General features: G+C 73.0%; 13 protein-coding genes and 1 tRNA gene. 7 read left to right on the top strand and 7 right to left on the bottom strand.

Annotated features, from left to right (window positions below):
• The first annotated feature begins 10 nt into the window (after nucleotides 1-10).
• Nucleotides 11-1,342 (top strand): AAA family ATPase, encoded by a 1,332-nt coding sequence (locus tag ABD371_RS06820; RefSeq protein ID WP_344474114.1) that lies wholly within the window; start codon nucleotides 11-13, stop codon nucleotides 1,340-1,342.
• A gap of 267 nt (nucleotides 1,343-1,609) precedes the next feature.
• Here the strand turns inward: ABD371_RS06820 and ABD371_RS06815 are convergent, their stop codons facing one another.
• Together ABD371_RS06815 and ABD371_RS06810 are read right to left on the bottom strand one after the other, a co-directional pair.
• Nucleotides 1,610-3,130: an FG-GAP-like repeat-containing protein gene (locus ABD371_RS06815; protein ID WP_344473811.1), complete on the bottom strand. Its 1,521-nt coding sequence runs from the start codon at nucleotides 3,128-3,130 to the stop codon at nucleotides 1,610-1,612.
• Nucleotides 3,131-3,312: 182 nt separating this feature from the next.
• A complete protein-coding gene (locus ABD371_RS06810) occupies nucleotides 3,313-4,761 on the bottom strand; it encodes an NsdA family TPR-like regulatory protein (protein ID WP_344473809.1) in 1,449 nt (482 codons plus the stop codon).
• Nucleotides 4,762-5,003: 242 nt separating this feature from the next.
• On the opposite strand from ABD371_RS06810, the gene ABD371_RS06805 reads away from it, so the two are divergent.
• A complete protein-coding gene (locus ABD371_RS06805; protein WP_344473807.1) occupies nucleotides 5,004-5,462 on the top strand; it encodes a hypothetical protein in 459 nt (152 codons plus the stop codon).
• Nucleotides 5,463-5,541: 79 nt separating this feature from the next.
• Nucleotides 5,542-6,414 (top strand): spermidine synthase, encoded by an 873-nt coding sequence (locus tag ABD371_RS06800; RefSeq protein WP_344473806.1) that lies wholly within the window; start codon nucleotides 5,542-5,544, stop codon nucleotides 6,412-6,414.
• Between the two features lie 9 nt (nucleotides 6,415-6,423).
• Here the strand turns inward: ABD371_RS06800 and ABD371_RS06795 are convergent, their stop codons facing one another.
• Nucleotides 6,424-6,687 (bottom strand): hypothetical protein, encoded by a 264-nt coding sequence (locus ABD371_RS06795; protein ID WP_308433267.1) that lies wholly within the window; start codon nucleotides 6,685-6,687, stop codon nucleotides 6,424-6,426.
• Here ABD371_RS06795 and ABD371_RS06790 point away from each other — a divergent pair.
• The 4 genes from ABD371_RS06790 to ABD371_RS06775 all read left to right on the top strand — a co-directional run bounded on the left by ABD371_RS06790 (nucleotide 6,686) and on the right by ABD371_RS06775 (nucleotide 10,750).
• On the top strand, nucleotides 6,686-6,934 hold the full coding sequence (locus ABD371_RS06790) for a hypothetical protein (protein WP_344473802.1): 249 nt from the start codon (nucleotides 6,686-6,688) through the stop codon (nucleotides 6,932-6,934). The genes ABD371_RS06795 and ABD371_RS06790 overlap by 2 nt on opposite strands.
• Nucleotides 6,935-7,128: 194 nt before the next feature.
• A complete protein-coding gene (locus ABD371_RS06785) occupies nucleotides 7,129-7,854 on the top strand; it encodes a response regulator transcription factor (protein WP_344473800.1) in 726 nt (241 codons plus the stop codon).
• Nucleotides 7,851-9,263: a HAMP domain-containing sensor histidine kinase gene (locus ABD371_RS06780; RefSeq protein ID WP_344473798.1), complete on the top strand. Its 1,413-nt coding sequence runs from the start codon at nucleotides 7,851-7,853 to the stop codon at nucleotides 9,261-9,263. The genes ABD371_RS06785 and ABD371_RS06780 overlap by 4 nt, the downstream gene beginning before the upstream one ends.
• Before the next feature lie 422 nt (nucleotides 9,264-9,685).
• The gene (locus ABD371_RS06775) at nucleotides 9,686-10,750 is read left to right on the top strand and encodes a LacI family DNA-binding transcriptional regulator (RefSeq protein WP_344473796.1); all 1,065 of its coding nucleotides are present in this window, start codon (nucleotides 9,686-9,688) and stop codon (nucleotides 10,748-10,750) included.
• 98 nt (nucleotides 10,751-10,848) lie between these two features.
• Here ABD371_RS06775 and ABD371_RS06770 read toward each other — a convergent pair.
• The 4 genes from ABD371_RS06770 to ABD371_RS06755 form a co-directional block, all read right to left on the bottom strand.
• Nucleotides 10,849-10,921 (bottom strand) — tRNA-His (locus tag ABD371_RS06770).
• Nucleotides 10,922-11,081: 160 nt separating this feature from the next.
• Nucleotides 11,082-11,684 carry an oligoribonuclease gene (gene orn / locus ABD371_RS06765; RefSeq protein WP_344473794.1) on the bottom strand — a complete coding sequence of 201 codons (603 nt, stop codon included), beginning with the start codon at nucleotides 11,682-11,684 and terminating at the stop codon, nucleotides 11,082-11,084.
• A gap of 9 nt (nucleotides 11,685-11,693) precedes the next feature.
• Nucleotides 11,694-12,896, bottom strand: a complete 1,203-nt coding sequence (locus ABD371_RS06760; protein WP_344473792.1) for a GlxA family transcriptional regulator — start codon at nucleotides 12,894-12,896, stop codon at nucleotides 11,694-11,696.
• Nucleotides 12,897-13,282: 386 nt separating this feature from the next.
• Nucleotides 13,283-13,747 carry a hypothetical protein gene (locus tag ABD371_RS06755; protein WP_344473790.1) on the bottom strand — a complete coding sequence of 155 codons (465 nt, stop codon included), beginning with the start codon at nucleotides 13,745-13,747 and terminating at the stop codon, nucleotides 13,283-13,285.
• Nucleotides 13,748-13,873 lie beyond the last annotated feature (126 nt).

The raw sequence follows: 13,873 nt of genomic DNA, 5'->3' as shown, positions 1-13,873 counted from the left end.
CTTCGACCCCGTGACCGCGGTCGACCCCGCCGTCGCCGCTGCCGCCGCCACCGAGCGCATCCTCGCCGACACCCTGCACGGCACCGACCGGGGCGTGGTCGTGGACTCCCCGCCCGGCGCGGGGAAGTCCACCCTCGTGGTCCGCGCCGCCCGCGAGCTGGCCGCGGCGGGCCACCCCCTGATGGTGATCGCCCAGACCAACGCCCAGGTGGACGATCTCGTCCTCCGCCTCGCCGAGAAGGAGCCCGGGCTGCCGGTGGGGCGGCTGCACAGCAATGACCCCGATCCCTACGACAAGGCCCTCGACGCCCTGGCGAACGTCCGCAAGTCCGCCAAGGCCGGCGAGCTCGCGGGCCTCGACGTGGTGATCTCCACGGCGGCGAAGTGGGCGCACGTCCAGGGCGTGGGGCCCTGGTCGCACGCGATCGTCGACGAGGCCTACCAAATGCGCTCGGACGCGCTGCTGGCGGTCGCCGGCCTCTTCGAGCGGGCCCTGTTCGTCGGGGACCCCGGCCAGCTGGACCCGTTCTCGGTGGTGGGCGCGGACCAGTGGGCGGGGCTCTCGTACGACCCCTCCGCCAGCGCGGTCTCCACCCTGCTCGCCCACAACCCCGAGCTGCCCCAGCACCGGCTGCCGGTCTCCTGGCGGCTGCCCGCCTCGGCCGCGCCGCTGGTGTCCGCCGCGTTCTACCCGTACACCCCCTTCCGCAGCGGCACCGGCCACGGCGACCGCAAACTCTCCTTCGGCACCGCCTCCGACGGCTCGGCCCACGACCGGGTGCTGGACGAGGCCGCCGAGTCGGGGTGGGGCCTGCTCGAACTGCCCGCCAGACACACCCCGCGCACCGACCCCGAGGCGGTCCGCGCGGTGGCCCGGGTGGTCCGCCGGATACTGGACCGGGGCGGTGTCGCGACCAGCACCGCCGACGCCGACCCGGCCCCGGTCACCGCCGACCGCGTCGCGGTCGGCACCGCCCACCGCGACCAGGCCGCCGCCGTCCGGGCGGCCCTCACCGAACTGGGCGTCTCCGAGGTGACGGTCGACACCGCCAACCGCCTCCAGGGCCGCGAGTTCGACATCACCGTCATCCTCCACCCCCTCTCGGGCCGCCCCGACGCCACCGCCTTCCACCTGGAGACGGGCCGCCTCTGCGTCCTGACCTCCCGTCACCGCCACGCCTGCGTCGTGGTCTGCCGCGCCGGAGTGAGCGAACTGCTCGACGAACACCCCTCCACCGAACCCGTCCAACTCGGCGTCGCGGTGAAGTTCCCCGACGGATGGGAGGCGAACCACGCGGTGTTGGCGCGGCTGGCGGAGCACCGGGTGAGCCTCACGCCGTGATCGCCGGACGGAGTCCGGTATGCCGCCGGAGGCGGCCATGGGCAGGAGCCCCCGACGGGTGGGAGGCGAACCACGCGGTGTTGGCGCGGTTGGCGGAGCACCGGGTGAGCCTCACGCCGTGATCGCCGGACGGAGTCCGGTATGCCGCCGGAGGCGGCCATGGGCAGGTGCCCCGGACGGGTGGGAGGCGAACCACGCGGTGTTGGCGCGGTTGGCGGAGCACCGGGTGAGCCTGACGCCGTGAGCGGTCGGGCGGGTCAGTCGTTGTCAGTCGTTGTAGGTGAAGCCCAGCTCGCTGATGTCGGGGCGCTGGCCCAGGGACTTGGGGCCGAAGACGGCGGACTTCTTGGCCGTGATCCCGGTGGCGGTGGGCTGGAAGATCCAGACCGATCCCTCGTCCTTGTTCTCGTGCGGCGCGCTGGCGAACAGCTCGGCCCGGCCGTCCGCGCTGGTGTCGGCGAGCTTGAGGGCCAGACCGAACTGGTCGCGCTCCTCCGCCGTGCCCGGTACGTCCGCCGTGTCCTGGGTGAGGACGCGCGCCGTCTCGCTCACCGGCCCGTACCTGCCGCCGCGCAGGGTGACGACCGCTCCCGCGTCGTACCCGAGGCCGAGGTCCTCCGCGGGAACGCCGATCGCGAGATCCTCGTACTCGTCGCCGTCGATGTCGGCGATCGAGATCGCCGCGCCGAACCGGTCGCTCGACTCGGCGACGCCCGGGATCCCGTAGCTGTCCTGGTTGAAGGCGGTCACCGAGGCGGAGTCCAGGCCCTTCGCGGACCCGGGGACATAGGTGATCATCCCGCCCTTGGCGATGGCCAGTTCGTCGATGTGGTCCCCCTGCTCCCAGGTGCGGCCGACGACGAGATCCTCGAACCCGTCCCGGTTGATGTCGCCGAGGTCCAGGGCCTCCCCGCTCAGCGGCTGACCGGCGACACCGGTGACCTCGACGGGGTCGGCCGGTCCCTGGGCGGTTCCCTTCCAGACCATGGTGTGCCCCGAGTAGCGCCAGAGGCCTCGCTTGGGGATGTGCCCTTCGAACACCGTCGCGACGACGTCGGTCTTCCCGTCGCCGTCCACATCGCCCGAGGAGATGCCTTTGATGGAGTACCTCGGCACCTTCCCGTGGTCCGTGACGCCGGTGGGGACGCCGTCGCGGCTGAAGGGCCCGGCGAACACCCGCAGCCCGGGGCTGTTGGTGTCCGCGAGGTCGGTGTCGCCGTCGCCGTCGAAGTCCCCGGTCACGAAGAACTCGCCGCCGGAGGCGTGCGCCCCGGAGCCGTCCCGGAGGATCGCCGAGCCGGAGAGGCCCGACTTCCCGCCCCAGACCACCGACAGACTGCCCCGGTCCCGGCCGGCCGCGGTGTCCTCGTACCGGGCGCCGACGATCAGATCGGTGTAGCCGTCGTGGTCCAGATCCCCGGTGGCCAGGCCCCGGCCGTACTGATCGCCGTTCTCGGCCTGGTCCGGGATGCCGGGGGAGTCCTGGTGGAGGATCTGCTTGCGCGTCGTCGACGGCTTGTTCTTCGAGCCGTACAGCACGGCGACGTACCCCGCGCGCCGCTCCCCGCCGATGTACGCCATGGGAGCGGAGAGGGCCACGTCCTGGTGGCCGTCTCCGTTGAAGTCGTCCGGCAGGGCGACCGGCTTCGCCGCCGCCTTCTTCTGTACGGCCGGGGCCCGGTCGGGCCCTTCCGGGGCGGCGATCGCGGTGGAGGCGGTCAGCGAGCCCACGAGGGCCGTGGCCGCCGCGAGCCCCAGCGTACGGAAGGTGCTGCTGCGTGACGTCATGAAACGTCCCCCCAAGGGTTGAATGAGTGTCAAGTCGGCGAAAGGGATTCTTCGGTGAGAAGATCCCGTGCGGTCGCTTGACTCCCCGGCTCGCGAGAAGGTTGCGCGTGCCGCGACCGGTTCACCCGGTGATAACCCCTGGCGGGACGCCCGGCCACGACCGACCGCGCCCGGACGGCTGCCTATGCCCCGCGCACCGCCTCCCCGTGCCGGGCGAGGAACTCCGGCACTCCCCGCGCGGTCCGGTACGGGCCGAGCGCGGTCGCGGTCGTCCGCAGCATCGCCCGGACCCGGGAGGACTGGACGCCGCCCAGCAGGTCCAGCACCCGGTGCCCGGCCGCCGCGGCCTCGTCGGGGACGCCGCCGTGTGCCAGGTCCACGGCCAGTTCGGCCCGGTAGAGCGCCAGATTGCGGGTGAAGCCCCGGTCCTGGAGCTCGGCCGCCCGGCGGGCGTGACGGGCCGCGCGGGCCCACTCGCCCAGCGCCGCCCAGCACTGCGCCTCCAGCGCCTCCAGCTCCGGCAGCCCGAAGAACGACATCCACTCGGGGTCCGCGTCCGAGGCCCCCCGGCCGAAGTGCCCGTGCGCCCGCGTCAGGGCGCGCTCGCACTCGGCGCGGTCGCCGAGGCCCGCCCAGCCCCCGGCCTCCCGCAGCGACAGCAGGGAGAGCAGCCGCCGGGAGCCCAGGTCGCGGGCGGCCAGCAGACCGGCCTGGGCCGAGCGGACCGCCTCCCGGTGGCGGCCCGCGTCCCGCGCCAGGAAGGAGGTGTTGGAGAAGGCGTGGGCCTCCAGGGCCGGATCGGCCGCCACCCGCGCCGTCGCCAGCGCCTCCGCGTAGTGCGAGCGGGCGTCGTCGAAGCGGGCCGAGTCATGCGCCAGCCACCCCACCGACAGGGCCAGTTCGCCCGCGCCCGAGTGCAGCCGGTCCACCGCCCCGCGCCGGGCGGAGACGCCCGAGTCGAGCAGCGCGTACGCCGCCCGCAGCGGCCGGGCGGCCCGCCGGTAGAGGCCGTCCGCGCCGTGCCGGTCGTCCAGCAGCCGGATCCTTCGCACCGCCTCCTCGACGGCGCTCACCTCCGGCTCGCCGAACCGCCGCTGCCCGGGGACGACGCCGGGCAGGGCCGGCGGGCCCTCCGGCCGGGGCGCGGACCCCGGGCCGGACCCGGAGCCCGCCCCTGAACCCAGCCCGAGGGACACGGCCGCCACCGCGGCGGATCCGTTCGTCACAAATACGCGTCGCAGCACATCGGTCTCCTTCTCGCCGTGGCCGACGCCCGCCGAGGTGGCCTCATGGCCGACGGGCTCCCGCACGGGCCCCTTCGCGCCCGCCGGTTCGGCGGGCGGGCGGCGTGCCCGCCGCCCGCCCCGTACCGTCTCGCGCGCCGTGAACCCCAGATCCGCCAGCGTCAGACCGGGGTACATATGAAGGAATACCCGTTCGTACGCGTAGTTGGGGCAGCGAATCTCACCGGCCTCGACCCGCCCCACATAACGGGCGTCGCACGACACCTGCTCGCCGATCTGCCGGGCCGCCTTGCGGACGGACGCCGCGAACTCCCCCGGCGACAGCCGTCCGCGCAGCCGCCGGAAGGCGGCGTTGGGAACCGCCCCCGCGTATGCCGATGTCCCCATGGCCCAGCCCTCTCTCCCGGGTGGCCGCAGCTCCCGGCGGGTGGGCCGGGACCGTGTCGCTGTGACGGCCTCTCCCTGGAGTTTGGCCGCAAAAGGGATGTCTCCGCCGCGATCTGCCATGAACTGCCACCCTTTGGGCGGTGTGGTGCCGTAGCCCTTGACACCCTCGGCCGTTGAACACCTCGGAGACGCGGTCCGTGTCTCCAGTCGAGCGAGGAGGGATCCCCGTGATGGAGGCCGGCATGGAGACCAGCGCTCTCGGCGGTGTCCGTACGCCCGTGACACCCGCCCCGACCGCTCCCGCCCGCCGGGCGGACCGTCCCGACGGCGGCACGCCCCCCGACGGCCTCCCCCAGGGCGGCTGCGACCTGGTGACCGTCCCCGCCCGCCAGGGCCTGGAAGCCGTCGACATCCTGCGCCGCACCGCCGCGCCCGCCGTCGGCCCGGTCCTGCACGACCGCAGCTGCGACACCCTCGGCTTCCTGGTCCCGCCCGGCACCGCCGACGGCTGGGACCTGCCGGGCAGCGCCTGTACGCGGACCTCCCCGCCCGGCGGGCGGCCCCCCGCCGAGCCCCCGGTCCGGGGCACCGGCTGGCTGCTGCCCCCCAGCGATCCGGCCCAGGTCACCGACCCCGCCGCCCTCCGCAGGGCGCTGGGCGAGGCCGCCCGTCTCATCGAGGCCGCCGACAGCCGCCGCTGACCGGGCCCGACCGGCCCGACCGGCCGAGGGCCCCGGGACCCGCCGGGCAGCCGCCCCCGCCCGCGTCGATAATGGACGGATGGCGAAAAGCAAGCGACGGCGCACGGACGCGCCCGGCAGACCCGAAGCCGTCGTCGCCCAGGTCGACGGCGGCACCGCGGAGCTGATACCCGACCCGGACCGGCCGCGCGGCTGGACGCTGCTCATCGACCGGGCGCCCCAGTCGCACGTCGACCTCGACGACCCGGCCCGGCTCACCTTCGCGTACCAGCGCAGGATCGGCCACGCCGTGGATCTCGCCGCCCCGGCCGGACGGCCCCTCCAGGCCGTGCATCTCGGCGGCGGTGCCTTCACCCTCGCCCGCTACACGGCCGCGACCCGCCCCCGCTCCACCCAGCAGATAATCGAGCTGGACGCGGCCCTGGTCCAGCTCGTCCGCGACCGGCTCCCCCTCGACCCGAACGCCCGCATACGGGTCCGCTCCACCGACGCCCGCGCCGGGCTCGGCAAACTCCCCGACGGCTGGGCCGATCTCGTCATAGCCGACGTGTTCGGCGGCGCACGCACCCCAGCCCACCTCACCAGCGCCGAATTCCTCGCCGAGGTACGCCGGATACTGCGCCCCGGCGGCCACTACATCGCCAACCTCGCCGACGGCCCGCCGCTCGCGCATCTGCGCGCCCAGGTCGCCACCGCCGCGACCGTCTTCCCCGAACTGGCGCTCGCCGCCGACCCCGCCGTACTGCGCGGTCGCCGCTTCGGCAACGCCGTCCTCCTCGCCTCCGACACCCCCCTGCCGATCGCCGAGTTCACCCGCCGGGTGGCGAGCGACCCGCACCCCGGCCGGGTCGAGCACGGCAAGGACCTCATCGACTTCACCGGCGGCGCCCGTGCCGTCACCGACGCCGACGCCAGACCCTCGCCCGCGCCCCCGCCCGAGGCCTTCGCCTGAAAGACGGCCTCAGCGGTCGTCGAAGACCACCGTCGGCTTGGTCTCGTGCCAGGTGCAGTACGCCGACACCTCACGGCCGTCCTTGGTGAAGGTGACCCGGATGTAGAACTCCTGCTTCCACACCTGCATCTGCCAGCCCGCGTTCGGCGTCGCCGACACCAGCTCCGCCGACTTCTCGCCGAGATCGAGCACCACCCGGCCGCCGGCCACCGTGTACGACTTCACATCGCCCGCGCTCGCGGGCTTGGCGGGCGAGGACGAACTCCCCGCCATGGGCGTCTTCTCCCCGGAGGCCGCGGCGTTCTGGGAGGGCCTCACCGGCGAACCGGTCGGCGCGGGCGTCCTGTTCACGCTCTCCTGGCCGGTCGGAAGCCGCTGCGCCCCGACCGGCGCGGAAGGGCTCGGCGGCCGCTTGGTCGACGAGTCCTGTTCCTTCTTCGGCTGCCTGGTCGTCTCGGATTCCGTGTCGATCGCCACCGCCATGGGACGGTCGTACGCGGTACCGGACATGACCGTGTGAACACCCCACCAGGTAAGCGTCACCGCCGCCCCCGTGGCCATCGACCACGCGATGGCATGTACAAGTCCTCTACGCATCAGCCCCATACTGCACCACCTTCCTCAACTCTGTCCCCGGCGGGATCGACCAAATCCAGCTGCCCGGCCCAACTCCCCCCGCGACCGGTCCACTCCGCATGGCGTACGGTGCCGCCCATGGCAAGTGTGCTCGTCGTCGAGGACGATCAGTTCGTACGCTCCGCCCTCATCCGGCATCTGACCGAGGCATCCCATACGGTGCGGAGCGTCGGCACGGCCCTGGAGGCGCTGCGTGAGGTTGCCCATTTCCGTTTCGACGTGGTCATTCTCGACCTCGGACTGCCCGATCTGGACGGTTCCGAGGCGCTGAAGATGCTGCGGGGCATCACCGACGTCCCCGTCATCATCGCGACCGCGCGGGACGACGAGACGGAGATCGTCCGGCTGCTCAACGACGGAGCCGACGACTACCTCACCAAACCCTTCTCGGTGGAGCATCTCTCCGCGCGGATGGCCGCGGTGCTGCGCCGCTCCCGGTCGTCGGCCGGGGAGGCCCCGCCCTCCCGGCTGATCCAGGTCGGCGGGCTCTCCATCGATCCGCTGCGCAGGCAGGCCCAACTCGACGGGACCGGACTCGATCTGACCCGGCGCGAGTTCGACCTGCTCACCTTTCTCGCCGGACGTCCCGGTGTCGTCGTCCCCCGCAAGGAGCTGCTCGCCGAGGTCTGGCAGCAGAGCTACGGCGACGACCAGACCATCGACGTCCATCTCAGCTGGCTGCGGCGGAAGCTCGGCGAGACCGCCGCCCGCCCGCGCTATCTGCACACCCTCCGGGGCGTCGGAGTGAAACTCGAACCGCCGGACGGTTCCCCACCAGGACAGCAGCAAGGACGTCAAAGATGAGATGGGCTCTGGTCAAGGTCTCCCTGGCCGTCACCGTGATGGTGGTGGTGGCCTTCGCCGTACCGCTGGGGCTGGTCATCAAGGAGATGGCCCGGGACCGGGCCTTCACCAACGCCGAGCGCCAGGCCTCCTATCTCACCCCCACCCTCTCCATCACCGATGACCGGGTTCCGCTGGAGAAGGCGGTCAAATCCACCCAGGCGGGCTCCGCCAAGCGCATGGCGGTGCACATACCCGCCTCCGCCGAGACCGGCGGCGTCTCCATCGAGGTCGGCACCCGCCGGGCCTCCCAGGCGGATCTGGCCACCGTCAAGCGGCTCGGCCGGACCTCCATCGCCGAGGTGCCGCACGGCTGGGCGCTGCTCCAGCCCACCGCCATCAACTCCGGCATCGCCCTGGTCGAGGTCTTCATCCCCGACGACGAGGTCACCAAGGGCGTCACCACCGCCTGGCTGATGCTCGCCGGCGTCGGCATCGCCCTGATCGTGGGCTCGGTCGCGGTCGCCGACCGGCTGGGGATCCGGATGGTGCAGCCCGCCCAGCGGCTCGCGGGCGCGGCCCACGACCTGGGCGAGGGCAGGCTCGGCGCACGCGTCCCCGAGGAGGGGCCGCCCGAGCTGCGCTCCGCCGCGATCGCCTTCAACGCCATGGCCGACCAGGTCGTCCAGCTGCTCGCCAATGAGCGGGAGCTGGCCGCCGACCTCTCCCACCGGCTCCGTACCCCGCTCACCGTGCTGCGGCTGAACGCCGCCTCGCTGGGCGAGGGGCCCGCCGCCGACCAGACCAGGTCCGCCGTGGAGCAGCTGGAGCGCGAGGTCGACACGATCATCCGCACCGCCCGGGAGGCCAAGCCGCAGACCACGGCGATCGGCCCCGGCGCGGGCTGTGACGTCTCCGAGGTGGTCCGGGAGCGGATGGACTTCTGGTCGGCGCTCGCCGAGGACGAGGGCCGCAAGGTCAGGGTCGCCGGGGTCGAGCGCCCGGTGCGCATCCCGGTGGCCCGCCCGGAGCTGGTCGCCGCCCTCGACGCGCTGCTCGGGAACGTCTTCCGGCACACCCCGGAGGGCACGGCGCTCTCCGTCGACGTCCACAACGGCGACGACGCGGTCATCGTGCTGGTCTCCGACGCCGGCCCGGGGATCGCCGACCCCGCCGCCGCGATGGCCCGGGGCAACAGCAACGGCCGGGACGGCTCCACCGGTCTGGGCCTGGACATCGTCCGCCGGGTCGCCGAGTCGACCGGCGGCGACGTCCGCATCGGCAGCTCCGTCCTCGGCGGCACCGAGGTGCGGATCTGGATCGGCCTCGGCCCGCGCGGCACGGCCCCCGGCGAGCGCCGCCGCGGCCACCGGGTCTCGGACCGCAAGCGCTCCCGTCCCCTGATCCGCTCCCGGGGCTCCGGCTCCTGACCGGTCTCCCGGCCGGCTCCCGGGGCGGCTCATTCCGCCCGCTGGGTTAAATGGCTCTGATGCTGTCCTTAAGCGCGCCCTAAGAACTCCGCTCTACGCGCGAAATGCTCCCTTTGCCGGTTCGGGGTCCGCTAACTTGCTCTTGTACACGGCTTCCGCCGGGCTTCTCTCTCCGTGCATCCACACCCCCCACGGCGGGGAGAGAAGCCCGCGCGGGCGAGCCCACCGCATGGACGCACTCTCCGCATTGCCCTTGAGCGATTCCTGCCCCCCACCCGCGCGTCCCGGTCGGTCCCCCAATCCGACCGGGACGCGCCGTTTCCGGCTGCCGGTCGAAGGGCCCGGGGAGCTGACGAATCGTCAAATCCCTCTGGGCGTACTGTTCTTCCGGAAATCTTGAAGCCAGGGGAAGGGCGGTCACGGTGTCTGGGACGATCCGTACGGAGAGCGGGGGGCGGAGTACTGGGAGACCCACTCTCGAAGAGGTCGCGGTCCTCGCGGGGGTGGGGCGCGGCACGGTCTCCCGGGTGATCAACGGCTCGCCCCGGGTGCGGGACGCGACCCGGGAGGCCGTACGGGCGGCCGTGGCCGAGCTGGGGTATGTGCCCAATCGCGCGGCGCGTGCCCTGGCGGCCAATCGCACGGACGCGATCGCGCTGGTGGTTCCTGAGCCGGAGGACCGGTTCTTCGCCGAGCCGTACTTCTCGGACATGGTCCGGGGGGTCGGGGCGGCGCTGGCGGACACCGAGATGCAGCTGCTGCTGACGCTGGCGGGCGGTGACCGGGAGCGCCGCAGGCTGGCCCAGTATCTGGCCGCGCACCGGGTGGACGGGGTGCTGCTGGTCTCGGTGCACGCGGACGATCCGATCCCGGATCTGCTGGCGGAGCTGTCGGTGCCGCTGGTGATCAGCGGGCGGCGTTCGGGGGACGAGACGCTCGCCGTGGTCGACGCGGACAATTTCGCCGGGGCCCGGGCGGCGGTGGCGCATCTGGCGGCCCGTGGCCGCCGCCGGATCGCGACGATCACCGGACTGCTGGATGTGTACGGTTCGCGGCTGCGGGTCGCGGGTTATTCGGCGGCGCTGGCGGAGGCGGGGATCGCGGAGGATCCGGCTCTGACGGCGCGTGGCGATTTCACCGAGGAGGGCGGCCGGCGGGCGATGCGGGAGCTGCTGGCGCGCCGGCCGGGGCTGGACGCGGTCTTCGCGGCGTCGGATGTGATGGCGGGCGGGGCCCGGCAGGTGCTGCGGGAGGCGGGCCGCCGGGTGCCGGACGATGTGGCGCTGGTGGGCTTCGACGATTCGGTGACGGCCCGGCTGATGGATCCGCCGCTCACCAGTGTCCGTCAGCCCATCGAGGAGATGGGCCGCACGATGGTCGAGGTGCTGCTGGGGGAGATCGGCGCGGGGCCGGACGGCCGGGGGGAGCGGCGGGCGCGGCCCCGGGTCGTGCTGCCGACGGAGCTGGTGGTGCGGGACTCCTCGTAGGATTTCGCGCGGCGGGGCCCCGGGGCTGATCTCCGGGGTCCGGCCCGGGGCATACGCCAAGGGCCCCGATCTTTCGATCGGGGCCCTTGGTCCTTCAGGGTGAGTGACGGGACTCGAACCCGCGGCATCCTGGACCACAACCAGGTGCTCTACCAACTGAGCTACACCCACCGCGTCCGGTCTTTTTTCTGACCGGCCGAGAAAAAGTGTACAGGGTTCTGGAGGGTGCTCGCGCCAGGGTGGAAACCGGGGGTGAAACCGGGGTTCAACCTGGGGCGGGGCCAGGGGTGGGAGGCCTCCGGAGTGGAGGCCGTCCGCACCTCTGCCACCCTCATTCCGCGGACAGCACGTGCCTGGCCGCGATCTTCTTCGCCGTCTCCGAGTCGGGCCCGGGCTGCGGCACGAAGACCGCCTCCCGGTAGTAGCGCAGCTCCGCGATGGATTCGCGGATGTCCGCCAGCGCCCGGTGGTTCCCGCTCTTGTCCGGGCTGTTGAAGTACGCCCGCGGGTACCAGCGGCGTGCCAGCTCCTTGATGGAGGAGACGTCCACGATCCGGTAGTGGAGGTGGTTCTCCAGGGTGGGCATGTCACGGAGGAGGAATCCCCGGTCGGTGCCCACCGAGTTCCCGCAGAGCGGGGCCTTGCGGGGTTCCTTCACATGCTCGCGGATGTAGGTCAGGACCTGCTCCTCGGCGGCGGCGAGCGTGGTGCCGCCCGCCAGCTCGCCGAGGAGGCCCGAGGCGGTGTGCATCTGCCGCACCACCTCGGGCATGGTCTCCAGGGCCGCGTCCGGGGGGCGGACGACGACGTCCACCCCTTCTCCGAGCACGTTCAGTTCCGAGTCGGTGACCAGTGCGGCCACCTCGATGAGTGCGTCGTCCGCCAACGAGAGCCCGGTCATCTCGCAGTCGATCCACACCATGCGGTCGTTCATGCGACTACCTTATGGCGCACTCCGCTGGCCGGGCAGGCTGGGACGGCCGTGGCCGGACGCGTACGCGCCGGTCGGAGGCTTCCCCAGCTCGGGGGGGAGCGCCGAGGACGCGGTGTGGCCGCTGATGCCCGCCGCGGCGGTGCGTCTGGCCTGTACCGGTACGACTGACTCCACCATCGACGCCGGTGCGGGCTCCCCCTGCGGACGCCGTACCCGGTACGCCGCCCGGTAGGCGGCCGGGGACGAGCCCAGCTGCCGGCGGAAGTGCCCGCGCAGGGCCACCGGCGACCGGAAGCCGCAGCGCCCGGCGACCTCGTCCACGGAGTAGTCCGAGGTTTCGAGGAGCCGTTGTGCCTGGAGCACCCGCTGGGTGATCAGCCACTGGAGCGGTGCGCTGCCGGTGAGGGATCGGAATCGCCGGTCGAAGGTCCGCCGGCTCATGTACGCCCTGGCCGCCAGCGTCTCCACGTCGAACTGCTCGTGGAGGTGTTCCAGCGCCCAGGAGACGACCTCGGCCAACGGGTCCGACCCGATTTCCTCGGGCAGGGACCTGTCCAGATAGCGTTCCTGCCCGCCGCTGCGCCTCGGCGGCACGACCAGCCTGCGGGCGAGTGCCCCGGCCGCCTCGGTGCCGTGGTCGGTGCGCACGATGTGCAGGCAGAGATCGATTCCGGCCGCGGTGCCCGCGGAGGTGAGCACATCGCCGTCGTCGACGAACAGCTCTCTCGGATCCACATGGACCGATGGGTACCGCTTCGCCAGTGTCGGCGCGTACATCCAGTGCGTGGTCGCCGGACGGCCGTCCAGCAGCCCGGCTGCGGCGAGCACGAACGCGCCCGTGCACAGTCCTACTATCCGTGCTCCCTCCTCGTGCGCCCGGCGCAGTGCGTCGAGCGCTTCCGGCGGCGGCGGTGATGTGATCGACCGCCAGGCCGGTACTACCACGGTGCCCGCCCTGCCGATGGCCTCCAGGCCGTACGGCGCGGTCAGCTCAAGACCGCCGGTGGTCCGGAGCGGTCCCTCCTCGCCCGCGCAGACAAGCAGTCGGTAGCGAGGAACTCCGGCGTCCTGACGGTCAATTCCGAACACCGAGAGCGGGATGGAACTCTCAAAGATGGGGCCGCCGCTGAAGAGCAGTACGGCGACGACTTCCCGGCGCCTGCGCCCCGAGAGTTTTCGAGCAACCTCCGGTGCGGCGGAGTCCTGACTCATGACGCTAAGCCCCCCTCGGTATTCGCGTCTCCCCGTTCGTTTCGGGCCTTTCGCTCCTGCACGTTTCCCCTCGGTTTTGCACGAGTTACGAGCCTTCGATACTCAAGATCGAATCTACTGCGTCCTGTGACGCCGCCGTGACAAGTTCGGCATGCCCCGCTATGTCTGCTCAGCAACTTGGCGCGAAGCATTCGATCACGAAGCGTTCCACTCGCAGCCTCCCCAGGGAAGTGCGCCGAACGCGCATGGCCCGTCCCCATAGGGTTCGTTGGACGCGAATAGCCCTTTCCTGCCAGGTGGCAAGGGGGTAGGCAGGCCATTTCCCCAAGGGATGGGTACCGGCACGAAGTTGGCTGAAACTATACGGGTGCGGGTGTGCGAACGGGTCAGCCCCCGTGGCCGCGCCCTCCGCCGTGACGGCCGCCGCGACGCGATCCGGGGGAGGTCCGTCCCCGCCGTCCCCGCCGCGCGCCCGTCCCGCCCGGACGCCGTCCCGCCCGGCCCGGCCGGCCGCCCGCGTGCGCCCCGGCGGCGCCGCGCTCCGAGCGCCGCAGCAGCAGCCGGCAGGCGGTCGTCCCGGCGGCGAGATCGAGGGCGGCCGCCGCGGCCCCGCCCACGGATGCCCCGTACACGACAAGTACAACGGGTACCAGAAGGCAGCTGAACGCCGCCCACCGCACCACATCGGTCACCGAGTCCGAGGGCGCGGCGCGGCCGGCGGACCGGTGACCGGCGGCGGGGCGGGCCGCCGGGCCGTCGGGGGGCCCGGAGCCGGGTACGGATCCGGCCGGGCGGCCGGCGGCCGGCGCGCGGGTGCGGGCTCGGGGGCGGGGGGACGGGCGTGCGGGCACGGAAGCTCCCTCGGGCTGCGGGGTGACCGAGGGACCAACGAGGAGCAGAGCCTTCCGGTCACTGCGGCCCGGCCCGTCTCGGCCGGGTGGCGGACGCCCGGCCGCGGCCCCGGACGGTGGCGCGAC

This window comes from Streptomyces amakusaensis (assembly GCF_039532665.1).
GTDB lineage: Bacteria > Actinomycetota > Actinomycetes > Streptomycetales > Streptomycetaceae > Streptomyces > Streptomyces amakusaensis.
Note: the sequence above shows the minus strand (reverse complement) of the source record. Positions and strands in the feature narration are given on the sequence as shown.